The sequence below is a fragment of the Vibrio sp. 11-4(1) genome (genome assembly GCF_013048625.1).
Classification (GTDB): Bacteria; Pseudomonadota; Gammaproteobacteria; order Enterobacterales; family Vibrionaceae; genus Vibrio; species Vibrio diabolicus.
In genome coordinates, this window is the sequence record NZ_VHSY01000002.1 from 121,825 (window position 1) to 143,028 (window position 21,204).

18 protein-coding genes are annotated in these 21,204 nt (G+C 43.5%); 3 read left to right on the plus strand and 15 right to left on the minus strand.

Going from position 1 to position 21,204, the window contains the following annotated elements; all coding sequences use genetic code 11:
• Window positions 1-4 precede the first annotated feature (4 nt).
• The 5 genes from FKN16_RS04030 to FKN16_RS04050 form a co-directional block, all read right to left on the minus strand.
• Entirely contained in the window at window positions 5-769 is a 765-nt protein-coding gene (locus FKN16_RS04030) for an ABC transporter ATP-binding protein (RefSeq protein ID WP_005394180.1), read from the minus strand.
• Window positions 770-1,094: 325 nt separating this feature from the next.
• On the minus strand, window positions 1,095-1,313 hold the full coding sequence (locus tag FKN16_RS04035) for a hypothetical protein (RefSeq protein ID WP_005377723.1): 219 nt from the start codon (window positions 1,311-1,313) through the stop codon (window positions 1,095-1,097).
• Between the two features lie 87 nt (window positions 1,314-1,400).
• Window positions 1,401-2,525 (minus strand): HD domain-containing phosphohydrolase, encoded by a 1,125-nt coding sequence (locus tag FKN16_RS04040; protein ID WP_170902057.1) that lies wholly within the window; start codon window positions 2,523-2,525, stop codon window positions 1,401-1,403.
• Window positions 2,526-2,799: 274 nt separating this feature from the next.
• Complete coding sequence (locus FKN16_RS04045) at window positions 2,800-4,005, minus strand: aromatic amino acid transport family protein (protein WP_074191420.1); 1,206 nt, start codon at window positions 4,003-4,005, stop codon at window positions 2,800-2,802.
• Between the two features lie 161 nt (window positions 4,006-4,166).
• On the minus strand, window positions 4,167-5,360 hold the full coding sequence (locus tag FKN16_RS04050) for an iron-containing alcohol dehydrogenase (RefSeq protein WP_170902058.1): 1,194 nt from the start codon (window positions 5,358-5,360) through the stop codon (window positions 4,167-4,169).
• A gap of 625 nt (window positions 5,361-5,985) precedes the next feature.
• On the opposite strand from FKN16_RS04050, the gene FKN16_RS04055 reads away from it, so the two are divergent.
• On the plus strand, window positions 5,986-7,251 hold the full coding sequence (locus FKN16_RS04055; protein ID WP_134646683.1) for an HD domain-containing protein: 1,266 nt from the start codon (window positions 5,986-5,988) through the stop codon (window positions 7,249-7,251).
• Between the two features lie 61 nt (window positions 7,252-7,312).
• Here the strand turns inward: FKN16_RS04055 and FKN16_RS04060 are convergent, their stop codons facing one another.
• Both FKN16_RS04060 and FKN16_RS04065 read right to left on the minus strand, forming a co-directional pair.
• Window positions 7,313-7,915 (minus strand): 2OG-Fe(II) oxygenase, encoded by a 603-nt coding sequence (locus FKN16_RS04060; protein ID WP_170902059.1) that lies wholly within the window; start codon window positions 7,913-7,915, stop codon window positions 7,313-7,315.
• A 160-nt stretch (window positions 7,916-8,075) separates the two neighbouring features.
• Window positions 8,076-8,846, minus strand: coding sequence for a TerC family protein (locus tag FKN16_RS04065; RefSeq protein ID WP_170902060.1), 771 nt, complete (start codon window positions 8,844-8,846; stop codon window positions 8,076-8,078).
• A 415-nt stretch (window positions 8,847-9,261) separates the two neighbouring features.
• On the opposite strand from FKN16_RS04065, the gene FKN16_RS04070 reads away from it, so the two are divergent.
• Window positions 9,262-10,200 (plus strand): LysR family transcriptional regulator, encoded by a 939-nt coding sequence (locus FKN16_RS04070; protein WP_048626349.1) that lies wholly within the window; start codon window positions 9,262-9,264, stop codon window positions 10,198-10,200.
• Window positions 10,201-10,224: 24 nt separating this feature from the next.
• On the opposite strand, the gene FKN16_RS04075 is transcribed toward FKN16_RS04070, so the two are convergent.
• The 4 genes from FKN16_RS04075 to FKN16_RS04090 all read right to left on the minus strand — a co-directional run bounded on the left by FKN16_RS04075 (window position 10,225) and on the right by FKN16_RS04090 (window position 14,922).
• Window positions 10,225-11,106, minus strand: coding sequence for a YjjW family glycine radical enzyme activase (locus tag FKN16_RS04075; protein ID WP_006741577.1), 882 nt, complete (start codon window positions 11,104-11,106; stop codon window positions 10,225-10,227).
• Between the two features lie 23 nt (window positions 11,107-11,129).
• Window positions 11,130-12,674, minus strand: coding sequence for a YjjI family glycine radical enzyme (locus FKN16_RS04080; RefSeq protein ID WP_104971649.1), 1,545 nt, complete (start codon window positions 12,672-12,674; stop codon window positions 11,130-11,132).
• Window positions 12,675-12,888: 214 nt separating this feature from the next.
• Window positions 12,889-13,512: a LysE family translocator gene (locus FKN16_RS04085; protein WP_170902061.1), complete on the minus strand. Its 624-nt coding sequence runs from the start codon at window positions 13,510-13,512 to the stop codon at window positions 12,889-12,891.
• Window positions 13,513-13,704: 192 nt separating this feature from the next.
• Entirely contained in the window at window positions 13,705-14,922 is a 1,218-nt protein-coding gene (locus FKN16_RS04090; RefSeq protein WP_005394162.1) for an HD-GYP domain-containing protein, read from the minus strand.
• A gap of 486 nt (window positions 14,923-15,408) precedes the next feature.
• On the opposite strand from FKN16_RS04090, the gene FKN16_RS04095 reads away from it, so the two are divergent.
• Window positions 15,409-17,112, plus strand: coding sequence for an EAL domain-containing protein (locus FKN16_RS04095; RefSeq protein ID WP_170902062.1), 1,704 nt, complete (start codon window positions 15,409-15,411; stop codon window positions 17,110-17,112).
• A 128-nt stretch (window positions 17,113-17,240) separates the two neighbouring features.
• Here the strand turns inward: FKN16_RS04095 and FKN16_RS04100 are convergent, their stop codons facing one another.
• The 4 genes from FKN16_RS04100 to FKN16_RS04115 form a co-directional block, all read right to left on the minus strand.
• The gene (locus FKN16_RS04100) at window positions 17,241-17,714 is read right to left on the minus strand and encodes a response regulator (protein ID WP_047008729.1); all 474 of its coding nucleotides are present in this window, start codon (window positions 17,712-17,714) and stop codon (window positions 17,241-17,243) included.
• Window positions 17,701-19,038 (minus strand): ATP-binding protein, encoded by a 1,338-nt coding sequence (locus tag FKN16_RS04105; RefSeq protein WP_170902063.1) that lies wholly within the window; start codon window positions 19,036-19,038, stop codon window positions 17,701-17,703. The genes FKN16_RS04100 and FKN16_RS04105 overlap by 14 nt, the downstream gene beginning before the upstream one ends.
• Window positions 19,039-19,041: 3 nt before the next feature.
• Window positions 19,042-20,460, minus strand: coding sequence for an SLC13 family permease (locus FKN16_RS04110; protein ID WP_005394158.1), 1,419 nt, complete (start codon window positions 20,458-20,460; stop codon window positions 19,042-19,044).
• A gap of 240 nt (window positions 20,461-20,700) precedes the next feature.
• Window positions 20,701-21,177, minus strand: coding sequence for a GNAT family N-acetyltransferase (locus tag FKN16_RS04115; RefSeq protein WP_048626344.1), 477 nt, complete (start codon window positions 21,175-21,177; stop codon window positions 20,701-20,703).
• Window positions 21,178-21,204 lie beyond the last annotated feature (27 nt).

Consider the following 21,204-nt stretch of genomic DNA (forward strand, 5'->3'; position numbering starts at 1 on the left):
ACCTCTAGCTTGGCATCGCCACCGGATAACCCGCAGGATGGTCAGAGATCTTCATCTCTATCCCGTATATGTCCCTCAGCTTAGGTTCAGTAAACACCTGTTCAACATTGCCTTGTGCAATCAAATCACCTTGATGTAATGCAACGATATGATCGCAAAAGCGCGCCGCTAAGTTGATGTCGTGCAATACGATAATAACGCCCAAACCCAACTCTTTACTGAGTTTAGAGATGAGCTTCAACATATCGACTTGATGGCTAATATCTAATGCAGACAAAGGCTCATCAAGAAGCAAATACTCGGTTTTTTGCGCTAATAGCATAGCTAGCCACACACGTTGACGCTCCCCTCCAGATAACGTGTCAACTAAACGATCTGCGTATTTTAGTGTTCCTGTCATCGCCATTGATTCTTCAACAATGTCATGATCTTTCTTGCTCAAACGACCAAGTAAACCATGCCATGGGTAACGACCAAAACCGACTAAATCTCGACCTAAAATACTGTCGGTCACCGGAAGATGCTGAGGCAAGTAGGCAATGTGTTGGGCGAATTTTTTCGCTGAGAGATCGTTAATGCTCGTTCCATGCAGAACCACGTCACCAGCGGTGTATGGCTGTTGCTGTGCCAGCAACTTTAACAATGTGGATTTTCCTGAACCATTGTGCCCAACAAGAGCGTATGTTTTCCCAGGTTCAAATGTCACATCAAACGCTTTTAGCAATGACTTGCCTTCAATCTCAAACTGGAGTGCTTTAGCTTCCAACATCCCTACTTCACCTAATAGCCATTCACAAATGAAAGCTAATCAATCGCTTTCATTCGTTCATCACGTTTGCCGTTCTTATTCAACAGAACGATTAATAAGGGAGGTTTTATATAACAACAAAGATACAAATGCAAACCGTTGTCATTATCATTACACCAACGAGATCATTGAGAGAATTACTAAGCGTTAATGATTATTTGTTGCGGATGACTTCATTAGTGGATTATCGGCAGGTCAACGAGAGCAGCGGTCTACCACTGCCCTCGCATAAATTTGAATGAATACTGCGGCGCATGAAGAAATGAGAAATGCCGCAGTGAATAAATTAATGACGAGCGTCAGCGCCAAACTCTACTTCTTTATAGATATCGGCCAGCGACTTTTTACCTTGTTTGTCTTTGGCTGAACGCTTTTTCTTCGTTTGATAATGGTATTCTTGCTCCTGAAGTGCTTGTTCGTGCTCTTTTGCTGACTCAACAAACTCAGGATTTGCAAGTGCTTGTTGGCGTAAGCGGTTTACTCTTTCAAGGGTTTCCCACAACATACTTCACCTCCAAACTTATTACTGTATATAAAAACAGTATTGTTTAAATATTCCTCCTCGTCAACATTTCAACTTCGTTACTGCTCTTCACATTAACCCCAAGCCTGTATAGTGCTCCGGATATTTGTGGATGATTTGCTTTATATAACCTTGATGCTCTCGCAGAGCATTAACACATTCTCGAGATAACCATCCCTGATATACCCATTTTTCAAGTTCTAACAATGCGTATGGGATGGACCACGCTTGTCTGTACGGATGGTGCGTCGTCATAAAATCAAAGGCATTCGCGACAGCCGTAATTTGCGCGGCTATTGGTATATCGCCACTGGTTAAACCATACGGATAACCAGTACCATTTAAGTTTTCGTATTGATAAGTAACCATCTGCAAAAACAAAGTCACACTCGGGTGAACCGGATTTCCGATACGAGCCACTATGTCATCGGCCGAGTCGATGCAACGCTCAATATGTTGCATCAATATCGCCTCTTGTTCTTGAGTATAATTTGTTCGGCGACTAGCAATTTCAACTGGCAGCTGAATATCACTGAGCGCATGGAATTGGGCAAAAATACCAATATCTTCGACCATTTCATCATTCAGGTGATAACGATCCGCTAACTGCGTTGCGATGACTTGGCTGTAGTACTTCATTCGTTTGGTATGCGCGTAAAACTCTGGGGAGTAGCCTGGCATCATACATTGCATTCGGTTCGCCAACGTTTCTATCGCGCTAACGACGTGGTCTTCTGATTCAACCGCAAATTGAATCATTTCGAAATAAGGTTTAAGACTATTCAACGCTTCTAAGCTAAACGCATTGGGCTGAGTGGAATTTAAAAACACAAAGCCTGTAAATGCTTTATTGTCGTAACAAGGAATCGCAACCGACGACTGGTATCCGTGTTTGAGTAAGGTTTGAACCCGAGGACAGTGATTAATATCGTGAAGGTCTTCGACGATGCGAGGAATCGCGTTTTTGGAGGCAATATTGAGGTGGTGGAGTTTACGGAATGTTGACTCATGGTGGGCTAAACACCAAGTGTCGAACTCACTTTCTGCAAATGATTTGAGCACATCTTGGTCTGGGTGATATTTAGCAAATGACACCCTATCAATACACGGCAAGTGCGCCTGCATCCTGCCCTTTAGCGTTTGCAGTTGCTCATTAAGCGGTTTTGCAAACGGGTAAAAACTCCGGTGCGCCATACTTCACCTCCACACCCAAGCAGAGAAACAAGAGAAGCTCATTGTGTTGCAAATTCAATGGTATTTTGAGCGGTTTTCTCCACTTAAATTATCGATATACCACAACTTAAGTGTACGAAATAAAAGCACATTTCTACCAATTCTTTCACCGAATATCTTACGGTAATTTGATCCAGATTAAAAAAGCCAACGAGCGAAACTCGTTGGCTTAACAATACTGATTGATTACGATGAATTCAGTAACTAGAGGTTATTCAGAAAACGTTCTAAACAACTAGCCCAAAGCAGGAAGCACACCCAAAGTAATTAACACCTGAGCTAATACGATACCTGTGCCAGCGATACCCGTTATCACTAATGCGCCTTGGCCACCAGCAACTCGGTACTCCCCCGTAAAATCATCCGACTTACGAACCTTGATCACCATAACCAGAGGTAAAAAGATGGCTAAAATCGCTAAGGCAATCGCTGCATAACCCAAAGCCATAATAAAGCCTTGAGGGTAAAAAAGTGCGAAGCCCAGCGGTGGGGTAAACGTCACGAGTGCCGCAACCAAGCGATTAGGCTTATCGTTGCTCCCTTTGATGGTATCACCCAAAAATTCGAATAGGCCCAAACTCACACCAAGAAATGACGTTAACAGTGCCAAATCAGCAAATACACCGACAATGTTGCCTAAGTTTGATTGGTGCACCGTCTGCGATAGTTGACCAATAAGCGCGCTCAACCCACCGTTTTCAATAAGCGTACTTTGGCTAACCACACCCAATGTCACGATCTGCCAAAAGATGTAAATCACGAGCGGGATCGTCGAGCCAATAATAACGGCTTTGCGCAAAGAAGAAGTATCGCCATCTAAGTAATTCACAATTGCCGGAATGCTTCCGTGGAAACCAAACGAAGTAAAGATAACAGGAATCGCCGCTACAATAAGACCTTGCTCAATCGGCATACTCAATAAGTAAGATTCCGTAACGTTTGGAGCAAGAAAAGAAAGCACAGCAACCATCGCAACAAGTTTCATCGCGAACAACACGCGGTTAACTTTATCGACCGTACCTGTACCAACTGTCACAACTAAAGTCACAATCAAGGTAAAGATTATCGTTGATGTAGGCCCTGAAATATCAAGGTCAAACCATTGTGCAAGGCGGTCTCCGAACTGAGCACCACCGCCAGCGATGTACGCTGCACACAATGAGTAGAACAGAAACAACATCGCAAAACTTGCCACCCACTTGCCTTTTTGGCCCAGGATCTGTTTCGCTAAAGTATGAAGAGTTGCACTACTTTCTGCATGCTGATGAAGCTCTAGCATGAGTAAGGCAGTGAAAGCCATCAGAGCCCATAAACTGAGCATGATGATGATTGAAGTTGAAAAACCAATGCCGGCAGAGGCAAGTGGAAGGGCTAGCATGCCAGCACCTATTGTAGTTCCCGCGATAATTAGAGTACTACCGAATACTTTAGAACGACTCATTGTATATTTATCTTTACACTTTATTAGGAATTATCGGTATTAAATCGGGCAACGGCGTACCAAAACCAATACCATATTTGTAATGCTGTCGATATTGTAGGATCTTCAGCAGAAGATCAAGCAAAGTGTAAGGATAAAAAACCACAAGTGTAAATAAAAACTTACACACCACTAATATCCAACAATAGCTGAGTACATTCTTCCCTGCTCATGAACTTAGGGACAGGGTAATTCCAGTGCGCCTCTTTCAGAATTAAATCTACAAGCGCATCAGCATCTTCGCGCTGAATGAGTGCACTTGTCTGCTTAATATCAATGCTTGCAAACAAAGACTCCACATGCGTCAAAAAGTGTTGAGCACTCGCCTCACCTGACTGCCCTTCGGCCGTCAACGCATCGAGTTTTCTTAGTTGAGGCTCTATCTCTGACAATGAAAAACGCAGCACAGGTAACAAGGCTAATCCGTTTGCCATGCCATGAGGTATTCCATATTTCGCACCGAATGTGTGAGCAAACGCATGAACATAACCCAAACTCGCTTTCGTAAATGCTAAACCTGCGTAGTAGGATGCCATGGCCATTTTATGTCGAGCTTCAACATCATCCCCTTGCGCTACGACCCGAGGAAGATGCTTAAAAATTAACTTAATGGCGGCAACAGAGTAAGCCCTAGTTTCTTGAGTAGCATTTCTCGACACATACGCCTCAATAGCGTGAGTTAATGCATCAACGCCAGTATCAGCCGTGATCTTAGGAGGTAAACCAATCATTAAGTTCGCATCTAAAGCTGCCATTAGTGGCACCAACTTTGGATCCATCAAAGGGGTTTTAATGTGTGAAGAGGGATCTGACACGACCGCAGCGATGGTGACCTCACTTCCTGTTCCTGCGGTCGTTGGAATAGCAAAAAGTGGCGCTGGCATTCGCCATACTTTCAATAGTCCAGCTAACTTTTTTATTGACCGTTTATTGGTAACTTTCGCAGCAATGACCTTTGCACAGTCCATTGCAGAGCCGCCACCCAAAGCTAATATGCCCTCACAATGAAAACGATGGTAAGCCTCTAGACCGCTTTCTACCTGATCATAGGTAGGATCGGGCTGTACTTTCGAGAAAACATCTAACTGCAAATCGAGCTGTGCTGCCGCTTCGAGCACCTTATCGACAATACCGACTTGGACTAACCCTTCATCGGTAACTAATAAGACGCGTTTAAATCCCAGTTCGGTCATCGATTCTAATAGCTCATTCATCGAACCAGGGCCGGAAAACAAGGTTGGTCTCGGCATAGGAAGGATAAGAGCTGCTATTTTTAGCCCTGCGGTGTAAGTCCGATATAAGCGATGCTTCAACATACGAAATCCTTTTCATTTAGAGCTATCATTCTAGCTACTTTTATCACCTATGCTTACTTTGCAATCACACATTTTTTAATTAAGTCATTCCATCAACACATAAATGCTGCTGAGGGAGCAATACCGTTATCTTGCTCTCCCCACACCACATGAGCTGTAGAGAAAATTATTTTTTATGATTTTCCATTGGCGTTACCTTAATAACTCACCCCTCTTCGGCTTTGCCGATCATAAAGTGGTTATTGAAGGTGACTTATCATTCATACAAACTCAAAAATATGGATTCTACTTAATCACATAACGGTACGGTATATCAGTAATCTAATCCGAACATCACTTATAAAAATACAAATAAGAATGCGTTACATCATGATTTATTGTCGTTTTCAAATAAGTCAATAAAAGCAACAATAATCTTTCAAAACCAATACTTAGTTCAAATAACTGACTCTTAATCATGAGCTTCAGGTGATATTGTTATGCAACTAGGATTATTATCCGCCCCATAATTAAAACTACGTCTAAACGCCCACCTTTTTGGGGTCTATTCGCTGTCGTACCCAATTTTCCTATCACCTTCTGATTTGGGTTTCGCGTGGGCTAATTAGCAATGTCGGTATAAACCATGAATCATTCTTGCCATTCCCATACGGACACGGGCTTTGAAGTCGATCTAAAACAAGCACTTATCTGGGTTGCTCGAGCACTCGATTATGTCGGTGTTGACGATACTCACCACAGCCATCGTGTCGCTTATATCGCTTACCAATGTGCTCGCGTCATGGGTTGGGAGCCAGAAAAAGCGGAGTTTTGTTACTTCGCAGGTATGATCCACGACTGTGGAGTCTCCGAAACACAAGAACATAAAATGTTACTTGAAGAGCTCGTGCCACAAGACGTGAAAACACACTGCTTAAGAGGGTACCGAAGCCTCAAGCAGTGTCGTTTGTTGCGCCAATTTGCGACACCAGTTCTTTACCACCATACACATTGGAGCGAACTAAAAGAGCTCGATTTACCGCCTTTTGAAAAAGAGGTGGCAGCCCTGCTCTACTTATCGGATCGCCTTGATTTTATGCGCTCAAAATACGTCATGAACTGCCACTGTGACATTGTCACGCTTCATGAGGAATTGATTGCTGAGTGCATCATGGCAAACGTTGGAACCTTGTTTAATCCAAGCATGGCCGAAGCAATGGTTAAACTCGTCATGACCGACGCGTTTTGGTTCGCGATGGAGTCGGAAAATATTGAAACCATAGGCCTAAATTTTAAAAGCATTGATTGGCTTCAAAAACAATTAACCATCCAAGATATGAACAGTTTGGGAATGTTTATCGCTCAAATTGTCGATGCAAAGAGCCCGTTCACTTATCAACATTCACAAAAAGTAGCGGAATTATCTCGTTATCTAGCAATTAAGCTTGGGCTAAACGAGCACGACCAAGAAATGTTATATATTGCGGGGCTGGTGCATGATATTGGAAAGTTAAAAACACCAGATGAAATCCTTCACAAAGAAGGCTCTCTAAACAAACAAGAGTACACACGCATTAAACGCCATACCATTGATACTCAGCTCGCATTGCATAAGGTCTTCCCTAACGCGAAAATAGCGGAGTGGGCTTCCAATCATCATGAACGTTTAGACGGCTCGGGCTATCCCTATCACAAAACAGGCGACGAGCTCGATGTTCCATCGCGTATCATTGCTGTCGCGGATGTCTTCCAAGCCCTGTCTCAAGATCGCCCCTATCGAGGACGAATGACTCAAACACAGATCGCCGACATTATGGGTGAGCAAATAGCCAAAGAGGAGCTCTGCTCTAACGTTTATGCGGTATTAGAACGAAACATGACAGAGTGTTACGAACTCTCAACCGACGTTTAATCAAAACAGGGGCGAACACACGCCCCCTTTTTTAGGATGATAAGACTAGGCCGACAAATAGCTACCTAGCAATATCAAGTAAATTATCTCGCACACCATTGATTCTGAACCAACCAGCGATACTAAAACGCTCGGCATTGGTTGGTAACACCTCATGTGGGAACTGCTCTGATAATAATACGAACAAACGCCCTGAGCGTGGGGGAATGGTTGCAATTTTATTGTCATTCAAATCGTATACTACTAATTCACCCGCGTCTTCTTCCGTCCAGGATTCGTTCATATAAAAAACGGTCGTCAATCGACGGTTTTCGTTACCTTTGAAGCAATCTAAATGTTTTTGGTAGAAGTCCCCTTTCTCGTACTTGGCAAAATGAGCTTCGTACTCAAAAAGTCCAAGAAACAAGTGACGGTTCACTTCTTGGCGGATCTCTTCCATTTTATCCAAGTAAGAAGTAACAGCATGCCCCATATCTGGCGATAACCATTGAATCTTGTCACTACGAATAGATTCAATACGAGTAACATCATCGTTACGACCAATACGTGCTTTTTTCCAGTTGCTTGGAATGCAATCTCGCAGTTGAGCCACCTCTTGTTCAGAAAGAAAATCATCCCAGATGTAGTAGCCATTGGTTGCTAACGCATCGATCATTTTATTCATTATTTTCGTTCACTCGTGTTAGTTGGGCGCTCTATATAAAAAATCTGCGACACAACAACAAATGCGATTTTTTATCGAGACGACAACGAAGCAAAACGAGAATTAAAATAGACGATACAAGATACAAAAATGCGGCTCATGTGAGCGGCAATGTCGTTTATTATTGACGAACGTCTAATCTCGTTGCTCGAATTCGCAACGGACGAAGACGCTTAATGCTAGGACGCTGTTTGTTTTTTAGCTGGATATGACAAAGTTCCAGAATCAAACCAAATGCCATCGCAAAGTACACATAACCTTTATTGATATGAATTGCGAAGCCTTCTGCCATCAATAAGCCACCCAATAAAACGAGGAACAGCAGTGCCAACGTTTTAAAGCCGGGATAGCGCGTCACCAGATTATTGATTTTTTCAGCAGTCATTACCATCACGATTGCAGACGAGACAATCGCCGCGACCATAAGCGGGACATCACTTGTCAAACCGACGGCGGTTATCACCGAGTCCATTGAGAATACCGCATCCACAGCAACAATCTGCAGCAGCACTACCGCTAATCCAGTACGAGCATGAGTCGAGTGGCCAGATTCATTGTGATTTAACCAGCTCCACAACTCTTTCAGGCTTTTTGCCAATAGGAATGCACCACCCGCGATCATGATCACGTCTCTTCCGGTAAACGCTTGGTTTACGACGGAAAACAGTGGTTGAGTCAACTGCATAATCCAAGAGATAGAAAAAACCAATGCAATACGAGCAATAACAGCAAGGCCGATACCAAGGTTTCTTGCCAGTTTACGTTGATGCAGTGGCAATCTTTCACATAGGACGGAGATAAAAACGACGTTATCAACGCCTAAGACAACTTCAAGCGCAAACAAAGTGGCAAAAATCGCCCAAGCCTCTGGTTGCATGAAAAGTTCTAACATGAGTACGCCTCCAGTGATGGGAAGACATACGGTGAAGGGTTCTGTCGACTAAAGGGGTCGTCCATTAATTATTTATACCTCTGTTACTTAAGGATCTTGAGTAAATCACCAAACAATCAACAACACAATGGCTATTTTTAATAGGTAATGACGGCTTTTCATTCGTACACAAACTATTCAGCCCTCGCACTAGAAAGATAAATAAAATAGAAATTCTAAAATTGAAGAAAGAAAAACGCCAAAGACCTAACAAATCCAAGAGAGTTCTTTAATCTTACAAAGCTCAAATTATTTTTACGCAACACGTTAAATACATTGAGCTCAAAGCGAAAGATGCTCATTTACGAGATAAACAATAGTAAAAATTTGTTTCATCCTGATATACTGCCAAAAATCATAAGAAACCATGCTATTTATGGACTACATTGCTCTTTCACGCATTAGCCTAAAACATCTCACTGTATTGCATATGTTGTTAACCACTCACAGTGTTACGCTTGCCGCAGAGCGCCTGTGTGTAACACCTTCGAGCGTCAGTAAAACACTTGGGCAATTACGTGAAACGCTGAAAGATGACCTTTTCTATCGCGATGGTACTCGCTTGGTACCAACGGCATTTGCGCTGCACATTGGCCCCTCGATCCATGGCATACTCTCTAGCATGAATGGATTATTACATCAGGGCTCATTTAATCCAGCTTACTATCAGGGCAGTTTCTCATTAGCTATGCGCGAAAGTTCGTTTGAGCTTTTTGCGCCAGTTCTACAGCATTTATCTCAGCAACTCGGCAATCATGCACATTTGAATGTGCATGCAAAAGAGGAAATGAGTTTCGATGCGTTGGTAAGAGGCCAAGTGGACTTTTTGCTGCTTCCACACGATCTTAGTCAGCCGCCCACGCAAAACAAAGACTTGGTATGGCAAACCATTCTGAAAGACGAAATGGTTTGTTTAATGGGATCATCAAATCCACTCTCTAAACAGCCTTTGTCTGTTGAAAGCTACCTCTGTGCAAGACACATTGGGATTCATGATAAAGATCTCTCACAACCTTATTTCGAGCAGAACCTCACACAAAGGCACTCGAAGCGAAATATGGCTATGCGTGTAGCGGATTTTGGTTCAGCTGCGGTGATGTGTCAGCACTCAGATTACTTGTTCACCTGTTCCAAACTTTGGGCAAGGGCGGCCATGCAAGCAAAAGGCTTGGTTGAACAATCCCTTCCATTCGATTATGGACAGGTAGCCTACAGCCTCGTTTGGAACAAAGCGAGCTTGAACGATCCGGCTTTAAAATGGCTACAAAAACAATTGCTCGATGCCTGTGCCATGCTAGACGCGTGCGATGCGTGAGTAAGATAACGAATCAAAACTGCATTACGTGAGTACAGTCGGCACTGCGATGGGGTTACTCACGTAACGTAAAAGTTCTGATTTTAAGCGTTCGATATCATGGCGAGAGCACGCATCCCAGGTTAGCGCCTCCCCCATGACTCCGTGATGTTGAAATGCATTTAAACGGATAAGCACCGATTCAGGTAAAGTACTCAAATAGCGCCCAATCGCTACGATTTCTATATCTAAATCACTTTTCCCTGGAATATGCAGTAACCGAACTTCATACAATTTTTCATGCTTTGCAAGGTACTGAAGCGTTTTGAATACACGATGATTATCACGCCCAGTTAGCCACTGGTGCGTCTCTGTCTGCCACGATTTCAAATCGATCATCGCACCGTCCAGAAAAGGAAGCACACGCTGCCAACCTGTCACTGATAAAGAGCCATTGCTGTCGATGAAACAAGAAAGGTGCTGTAACTCAGGATCTTGCTTCATCCCTTTAAACAGCTCAATAATGAAAGGAAGTTGTAAGGTAGATTCCCCACCGGATACTGTAACACCACTGATGAAAAAGCGATGCTTGCGTATCAAATCGAGCATTGTTACCACAGAGTAGTCAGTAATTTTTGGATTAGATTGGTTCTGACATATCTCTATACAATGATCGCAGTGGGTGCACTCCTCTTTAAGCCAAACAACGTTGTTGTTTTCGTCGAACTTCAGTGCGTCTGCCGGGCACTCACTCACACAATCACCACAGTGATTACAATGGTTTATTGTATGAGGGTTATGACAGTTCAAACACTGATAGTTACAACCCTGTAGAAAGATGACTAGACGATTTCCTGGCCCATCAACACAAGAGAAAGGAAGGATACGAGTGACTTTTGCCAAAAGGCTTCCACTTCGTCTAGACATCTTGTTCTTTCCTAAACCGACCTTTACGCCTGCGTGTAGGTCGGTGTCATTTCATGACTCACCACACGTGGTGAGCGATCTAAAATCCCAGTATTTTTTGCCGCCTCTGCTCCCAGAAACGTCGTATTGGTTCTCGAACCTTCTGCATCATATTTTGCGATATCAGAAAGCTTGACCATGTATCCCGTAACGCGAATCAAATCATTTGAGGCCACATTCGCGGTAAACTCACGATAACCAGCATTTAACGCCCCTTTGCACAAATTGAACATCGCTTCTGGGTTTGATTTCACCGTTTCATCAATCGTCAAAATATCGCTGATACCTGCACGATAATACTGGTGATGCTCAGCTGTTGCTTGTACATAAGTGACAGGGTCTGGCTCCTTGCCATAAGGAAGGCGCACACCTGGCGTAACGCCAAGATCTAAGCTAATACCACCTTGAGCATGTAAGAGCGCTTTGCCATCCAAACCATATCTCACTGGGGTTGACTCCACTAGTTTCGCCAGTGTGGCTGAAACATAATGAGCAAAGGCATTCGCACGTTCATCTTTTCCGTACTGCCCTGTTTGGCCTTCTTTTTCGAACAGAAGATTCACCGCTTCTGCCATACCATAAATGCCATACATTGGTGCGAAACGGGCCTCTTCAATCAACCCTTCTTGCGTCAAAAATCCTTGAAAGAAATTGGACTTTTCATGCAAGTGCGTACTTCTAGCGTCCATCAACTCAACCATTAATTGATGGTATAGAGGTAAAACACTGTTTAAGAAGTCGTTACAATCCGATGCTCGTTCTGCGACTTCTTTTAGGTTCATTCGCACCAGCGTGTTTGAACCACCAGCCAGTGGCAGTGAATTGTAGCAACTTACAATACCAAAACGTGAACCGCTGTAGGCTTTCGAGTGCACAGGGTAATTGGCAATATGAGGCTTACTACACTCGCAAATATTCTGCGTCGCTTGACGAAGTAAATCATCAGGCGTGACCGACTCGTCGTACATGAACGTAAGATTTGGCGCAATCTGCTTGAGCTCGGCGTCCACTTTTAAAATAGTGCGACAAATAATGTTGTCTGTCGGTCCGACATTCACGTGCATAAACGCATCTGGCAATGTGCGATCCAACATGATCCAAAAATGTTTTAACTTTTTGTAAATTTGATTCTCTGTTAGGTCGCCTATGTAAGGCAGCAAGACATCATCCAACTGACCTAAATACACCGGAATATTCGTTACCGATGGAACATGATGGTAAATGATGGTGAGCATATTCAGCGCATCATCGAAATCGTCAGCTGGAAGCAACTCTAGATACTCAGAGCCTTGCGATAGGAACTTAGCGTAATCAGGCAGCACATAGCGTGGTTTGAAAGGTGCATGGCCTTCAAACATATCACAGATGATTCCTTCATCCATTGCTTGTCTTAGCGATGGGGAAATCGACATGTAAGGAATACATGCTTCCGCCTCCAAGGCCAAAAAGTTCGACTTTTGTTTTGGAGAAAGACGAACATCAGTCGCAATGTCTAGAAAACGTTGTTGTAGTTCAGAAAGGCTTTTCATCTGAGATGTCCCTGAAAAAGTAACCACAAACCCACAAGATAAAACATGGATTCTACCCCTAAAGAGTAACGTGATTTTACTCCGGCTTACCTATTGCCACTAATGAAAATAAACAAAACGTCTATTTCCATAATGGAAATAAGCTAACGCTAAATTAGGTTATTGCAACTTACGCTATTGAAATAATCCAACCATGCACCGAACACGCGCTTTCTCATCGGTTTGCCGTCGACAACATGACGCCTGCGCTAATAAATACTCCGCCAGTCAGGCGATTGAACAACTTGGCTCTTCCAGCGACAAACAGCCAGTCTGAAGCTTTTACACCTAATAATGCATAAAATGTTAGCCAACTTAGCTCAAACACCACAAATGTAGATGCAAAAATCGCGTATTGAGCCAACAAAGGCGCAGAGGGATCAATGAACTGAGGAAACAAAGCGGTAAAAAAGACAATCGCTTTCGGGTTACTAGCGCCAACAATAAAACCACTGGTGAACGCGCTGAGCGCATTCGAGGAGCTTTGGACGGCTGCCGTTTTGTCAAAATCCGTTTGAGAAGAGCGCAGCGCTTGAATGCCTAACCAGATTAAATAAGCGGCACCACACCATTTGATGATATTGAAGACCAGCTCAGATGAGGCAATCACAACCCCTAACCCGGTAAAAGAAAGCGTTAGTATAATAGTGATCGCTGATAAACTGCCTAGCGCAGTCATGAGGGCAATACGAAACCCACTGCTCACACTTTTACTTAAACACAGCAACGAGCTTGGCCCAGGCGATGCAGTGAGCACCAAAATGGCCAGGGTGTAAAAAATCCATGTATCAATTTGCATTGGCATCCCTTCCCGCAAAAAGTTGAGGGTTATATCTCAATCTTTATTGAGATATTCCTAGCTCAGTTTCCATCCATGAAACTCGATTCTTTAATAACCACCTAGTCGCTACATAATTTAGAAACCATTAATAGATAGTTATGCAATCAAAATACGCTCTGCATGCAAGGTTGTAAAGCATGTTTATTTTTCTTAATCATAAAAAGGCTTGGGATCGATTTCTAACGATGACGGAGCGACTGCTCTTTCTATTTTGTGTAGGCTATTTTTCAAATCGACCATCGCCACATCGATATAACGTTGATATTTGCGTGAGTAAAAACACTTCACTTCTGGCTTTAAAGCTTGAGAGTCATTTGAGGACCAAACAATACCAACACGCCCATCACTCAACTCAACAATAGAGCCCACTGGGTACATCCCAACGCAATTAATGAACTTGTAGACTAGGTCTGCATCTAAATGAAATGGCGTTAAACTCAACAAGATTTTAAACGCTTCTGCTGAGCTCATGCCTTTTTTGTAGCAACGATCGGCCGTCAATGCATCGTAAATATCAACAATACAACTCATGCGGCCGTGAATCGGAATCTCATCGCCCTTCAAGCCTCTAGGGTAGCCATTGCCATCTAACTTCTCATGATGCATCAAACAGACATCGCGACTCACATCACTAAGGCCCTTTACATGGAGAATAATCTCACCAGCGAACACTTGATGTAGCTTCATGTGTTCAAACTCTTCAGGTGTTAGCTTTGCTGGTTTATGCAAAATCTTGTCATCAACTTTAATTTTACCTACATCATGAATGATGCCACCAATAGCGAGCTGCTTTAATGTCTGCTTATCTAACCCCAAGTACTTACCAAATGATACTAAAAGGCAAGCCACATTGACGGAGTGTTCCAACAAGTAGGAGTCTTTTTTTCGGAGTGCAGAAACACATTGCAAAGCATCTGAGTCGATAAAAACGCTTTCAATGACATCATCTGCCCAAGCTTCTACCTCATCAACTTCAATGATTTTGCCTTCAAAAGTTTGATTCAATAGTTTCTGCGCCAGATCTTTTGCTTCCGCAATTAGCTTTTTGGCTCGTTTATGTTGAACATCTCTCGAGCGATAAGCGCGTTGAACCTTCGAAAAGTCAGAGGACTTGGGCTCTCGCTCCTCTTCTACGGCAACAATGGATTCATCCACAGGCTTAAAGACACACTTCTGAGAAGATAATGTTTGATCTACCCAAACATACTTCACGCCGCTCGCGGTAAGCTTCTTAATGCCCTCTGGGCTAGATATCCGCCCTGCATTGGCTAAATTTACGCGCTTGTTGTGCTCTATCGCGGTAACAAACATACCAACGCCGACATCAGCGAGCGCAATTTTGATTGAATTTTTTGGATCGTACTGCATAAAAAGAAAGCTTACTCGATATTAACGGCAGTATTATAAGAGATTTGATTAATTGGCGTGATAATAAATTAGAATTGATTACTATTAATGAGCATCCTGTCAATTAATAACCCATCGCGATCACTAAGCCCTTTTTGTTATTATGGTCTTTAGCCTAGCAAATATACAGATATGACACTCAAGAGCAGAACCTCTAACCGACACGTCTTAAAATAACTTGAGGATAATTATTCATAAATATTTATAGATTGCGGACAGCATCAATAACTGTATTTTATAAATGATTTTTACTGTTGACTATTTTTTATAAATGTCGATGATTAGCCGCCTAATCTTAGTATGTTATTAACCTAGTAGCGCATAAAATGATAGCCAAACAATTTGAACTGATACTTTTGTGATTGTAATGTACGCCAACAGATCAACTCTATGTTATCACCCCCACACACTCATCTCTGATGCTAACACGCTCGAGGAGGAAATATCTTGACCACCATATTTGACCAACAAGCCTCAGATAGTGACCGAGAGTTCCTGAAAATCGTTGAAGAACGATTCATTCATATCTTCGACGTATTTAACGAAGGCCTCTTCTACATGGATGAGTTTGGTACCATGGTATTTTACAACAAAGGCTTCTATGAACAGCTCGGTATTAACGCTGGCCGAATCAGTTTAGAGCAGTGGTTAGAGCTTGTTCATCCTCTTGATCGAGAAAGGCTGTCCACAAGGGTCGATGCGCACATCACGACCAACAATAAGAGGGTTACAACCACTTACCGAGTGCGTAAACCCAATGGACAATACGTCTGGATAGAAGGCGTAGCCATGACCAAAGAAACAGAACATGGCCATTACATGGTTGGCAGCCATCGCGATATTTCTGAGCGTAAGCTGATGGAAAGTTACATCCATCAAGTTGCATTTCATGACAACGCGTCAGGCATGGCTAACCGCGCCCATCTCTTGCTGGATATCGAGGACAGTGTACGTACCACCGATTCTTGCGCGTCTATTTGTTATATTCAGATCGAAGACATCAAATCTTACTTGAATCAATATGGCAGTGAACTGGTCGATGGGTTAGTAGAGAAGTTGCTACAAACTCTCAGTCACTTGCCCTCTCCAAACAGCTCGGTGTATCGCGTGCATGATGATGACTTTGCGATTTTGATTCACGATGAGTGCTCAATAGAAGCGCTACAGAGTTACGCTGAAAGTTTAAAACAAACCTACCATGAAGCGGTGATTGAAGAAGGCCAATACCTAGGTAGCAACATTAGCATTGGTTTGTATCCTTGTATTGACCCTAGTCACTCCGCAGAGGAAATTTTACGTAAAGCGGCAAGAACTTGTCAGTACGCGAGCGAACAAAATAGAGACCGCGTCGCGGTCTACAGTGAGAAGACGCAGCATGCCGTTGATCGCTACTTCTTTATTGAGCAAGGTCTTAAAAGTGCGCTAGAAAAACAGACATTAAGTGTTAAGTTCCAGCCAATTATTGACGCCAAAAGCTCAAAAGTGGTGAGCTTCGAATCACTAGTGCGCTGGCGTAGCAAAGAGTTTGGCGAAATTTATCCCGACGAGTTTATCCCTGTAGCAGAGAACAAAGGATTGATCGTCGAACTGGGATATCAAGTATTTGCCAAAGCGTGTGAATTCATCAAAAACTACCGTGAACGTTACCAAAACCAAGTTCGTGTTAACGTGAACGTTTCTGTACTTCAGTTGATGAACAGCGAATTCCCTACGCGAATTAAAGCCATGGCGGATGAAGTAGGCGTTGACCCCGAGTCTATTGTTTTGGAACTGACAGAAACGTTTATTTTGGATAATAACCACACGGCTATTGCCCCCCTAAGCACGCTCAGGGAGTTAGGTTTTGCACTCTCGCTCGATGACTTTGGCTCTGGTTACAGTTCATTAAATAGCTTCTTCGACTTGCCGATGACACAAATCAAAATTGATAAGTCGATGGCATGGAAGACACTGACCAATCGCTCTTCTCAAGAGTATTTGAAGTTTCTTATCACTATGTGTCAGGAAAACAATATTGAAGTGGTGATAGAAGGCATCGAAGACGCAAAAATGTGTGACTTCTTTTCCGAGATGGGCGTCGATTATTTGCAAGGTTATTGGTTCTCTAAACCACTCTCTGTTGCCAGTGCCAGTCGCTATTCATTGAGCTAAACCGTTCTTCGGCGAAATAATCCCAGAATTAACGCTATTCCGCACGGCCACGTTAAGCATGCTGAACTACTCACAGCAAATTTCAGACACTAACTGGCCGTGACGAAAACAACCTTAGAGAGCCTTGATTAACGTAGGCGCTCAAAAACAACACTCTGATCTAAGTGTTCGTGATATTGAGTGTAATCTAAGCCCATATCAAAGATATATTGAGTCACCAAGTTTCTAACGCACTCAATCAATTGGCTCGCTTGCCATGGCTTCTCAAAGTAGCGATCAATACCTGCGGAGTTAATCGCATTAATGGTATCCGTGTGCGTCGCCTGCCCCGTCAGAAGCACTTTACGTGTGCGAACAAAACGACTGTCTTGTGATACCTCTGTCAGTAGTTCCACTCCTGTTTTACCTGGCATGACATGATCGGAAATTATTAATGCGATCATCTCGCCTTCTGCATCAAGCTCATCCATCAGTTCTAGAACCTCACCTGCGGATTCGCAGTCTTCGATATTCAACCACTGATGTAACGGCTCTAAATCTTGTAGAACCGCGCTTAATACCTCTCGTTGGTCATCAACGCAAATTACATTAAGCTTCTCCATGTTCACCCTCTACTGGTAACTTGATTCTAAAAATTGTTTTTTCACTGTCGCTCTTTACCACAATAGAGCCGTTATATCCGGCGATAATGCGTTTCACAATCGACAGCCCTAATCCTAAACCAAACGACAACCCACCCTTTTTAGTGGTGAAGTTTGGCCGGAAAATTTTTCTGCGTGTCGCTTCATCGATTTCTGGTCCGTTGTTAGCAATCGTGACCAAAATTTTCCCCTTACTCTCTCGAGTATGTATTTCGATCCCCGGAACTTCGGTTTGACCAAGTGCATCACACGCATTCTTTAAAATATTGACCCAAACTTGGACGAGTTCGGTTTGAGAGCCGACAAAGTCCGGCAAGTCCGCTGGGCTAAAACGTACACTCACGCGTCTTAAGTCACTTTGCAATAGGGCCAGCGCTCGATTGATTGAGTCATTAATATTAAACGCTTCATCCAGGTCGATATCCGTACGCCCCAATTGTTTCACTGAACGTACAATGCCAACAGTATGTTTAGAGGCGATACGCAAATCATGAAGGTCTCGCCCCATTTGCCAGAAACGTATCGCTTCTTCGGGTCTTTTTAACCAATGCTCCGACAGGAAATTATTTGGAACGGCACGTGCGAGATCACGCGCGAGATCCTTAGGTAAGCCGTAATATTTTTCGAAGTGACGCCCCCGCTTTCTCGCTTCGCTGGAAGAGACTTTCTGTCCTTGCATCAAACCAAAATCAAAAAACTGACTCGCTTCCGGATGAACTTCTTCAAGCAATTCCATGATGACCGACTCGAGTCGCTCAGATTTACTGCTTACCACACCAATAGCATTGTTCAACTCATGAGCAATACCCGCGGCAAGCTGCCCTAACGTTGTCATTTGCTCTGCGGTATGAAGCTTTTGCAACGCTTTTTCTTTAGCCAAAGCCTCTTGCATTGCACGCCGTTGACGCCGAGATAACTCGTTAACCATCACTGGCATAAATTGTGTCGTCAATGGTCCGTATGTCGCCTCTTCCACCGCGGGCGTATCACGCTGTATCCAAGCCAGTTCAACATCGGTTTGAGCAATAACTGTCGAAGAGGCCGTCCATGTACCAGAAAAGAAACTATGTACGCCAATAAACGCACCTTGAGACGCAGAAAATACCTGGATTGGCTTCTTGTCATCTTCCGCATAATAGCCAGCCAACTCTCCTGACAGCACGTAGTACAACCGATCGTTGTAGCCAGCTTGCTCAATAAGCACCGATCCGGATAGGACCGTTAATCGGCGTTCAAGATGGTTAAAATAGCGTTGTACTAACGCATCTAGTTTCGTTTCGTACATGGGTTACCCAATATGCCCAACGGTATGTAAAATCCAAACCATAACAAAACTAAGTAATACACCAATCACGCCCAGCACTGCACCGATACGAGCCATTTGGCTGCTTTCGACATGCCCAGTAGCATGAGCTAACGCGTTTGGTGGTGTACTGATTGGTAACGACATACCGAGTGAAGCGGCAAATGTCACGACTAAGATCAGCGTCACTTCGCCACCCAATGGCGTTAACGAAGTCATCGAGGTACCTAGCGCAGCCATAATCGGCATAAGCAAGTTTGCAGTGGCCGTATGCGACATAAAGTTTGCCATTAACAAGCACAAGAACGCCGCACCAAACAAGACCACATATGGCGAGAACTGATCAAACGGAATACTGTGTACCACCAGCTTCGCAAGTCCTGTTTTATCCAGAGCAAGCCCCAGAGCGATACCACCTGACACCAACCAAAGCACGTCCCAAGAAATTTTCTTCAAATCTTCTTTGTTGATAATGCCCGTCAATGAGAATACCGCGACCGGAATTAATGCCACTGTGTAAGAGTTCATTCCATGTGCTGAACCCATCAACCAGAGAATAATCGTACCAGCGAAGGTGACATAGACAATCATCGCTTTTGGTGTTTTCAAAAACTTGCTCTTAATATTCAGATCGATGGTGGTTTGCTCGGCTTTATACAAAAAGCCAATCAGAAACCACGCTAGTGCCATCATTACAATGACGAATGGCACGCCAAATACCATCCATTCACCAAAGGTAATTAAATTGTCACCAACCAAATATTTCAGCGCGATAGCATTCGGGGGCGTGCCGATTGGTGTACCAATACCACCAATGTTGGCGGCAACAGGAATACACAAGGCAAACGCAATTCGACCGGGATCTTTAGGCCCAAATACCGCAATCACAGGGGTTAGAATCGACAACATCATCGCTGTTGTTGCGGTGTTTGACATAAACATGGAAAAGACAGCGGTGATCAACATCAAACCCAACATAACGAACTTTGGGTTTTGCCCAAATGGTTTTAGCAACACGCGCGCTAAGTTGACATCCAGCCTGTACTTTGTCGCCGCCATAGCTAAGAAGAACCCGCCGAGGAACAGCATAATAATCGGGCTAGCGAAAGTCGCCATTATCTCGTTATATTGCAACAGCTCACCAAAATGTGGCTGCCCTTCTTGCAAGCGAAAAAGCACGATGCTCTTATTCGAAACAAGCAATAATTCGAGCACAATGATAACGACCGAAGTCGCGTAGATTGGAATAGGTTCAAACACCCAGCAGAGTGCAGCAAGCAAGAAGATTGCAATCACTCTTTGCTGGACGATAGTAATGCCATCAAATGGGAACGCAGAGAGGGGCATTAACCAAATAAGCAATGGTATCAATGTTGGAATAATGTATTTGAGATAAGGGCGCATAGTACTACTTCTCTTCCTGAGATGGTTAGCCAGACACGTTTGGCGTTTGGAACGCCATTACCCACCGCAATACCGAAGCTTTTAGGCTCTGACTAAGCCTTCAGAGACGAAAAATGCAGTAATGGCTTGTTCCAGAGAAGATTATGCACACTGTTTTCAAACAAAACTTTGGTGCGAGATCAATGAACTTGTTTTCACATTGGAAAACATTTTATATCTGTGTTCAAGCTCACTAAATGCTCACGACTTCAGTGAAATATACTTTTCCATCATAAAGTTAGTTAAGGTTTCTCCCCTAACTTCAGCACGTTGCTGAACCTTAACTGTGAACCCCATTTTCTCGTAGAAAGGTCGTGCAGTGATACTCACCTCAGAGTACAGTCGCTCTATCCCCTGTACTTTCGCCTGTGAAAATAGAAAAGACATCAAATCACGACCAATACCTTGGCCTTGATATTCATGGTGACAAAAGAAATGGTCAATCAAGCCGTCACTTTGCAAATCACAATAGCCAACGACCTGCCCTTCTATTTCCGCGATATAGGGTTGAATAGCATCCATTGTGCGTTGCCATGAATTGAGATCAAAATCTGATGGGGCCCAAGCTGAAACTTGTGATTCGGTATAATCGCGACGATTAATGACTCGTACAGTGTGGTAAAAAAGTGTCCACAATATTGGAGCATCCTCTGTACGATAGCGACGTATTGAGAGCATCGGTTCAACCATTCCTATTCGATAAAT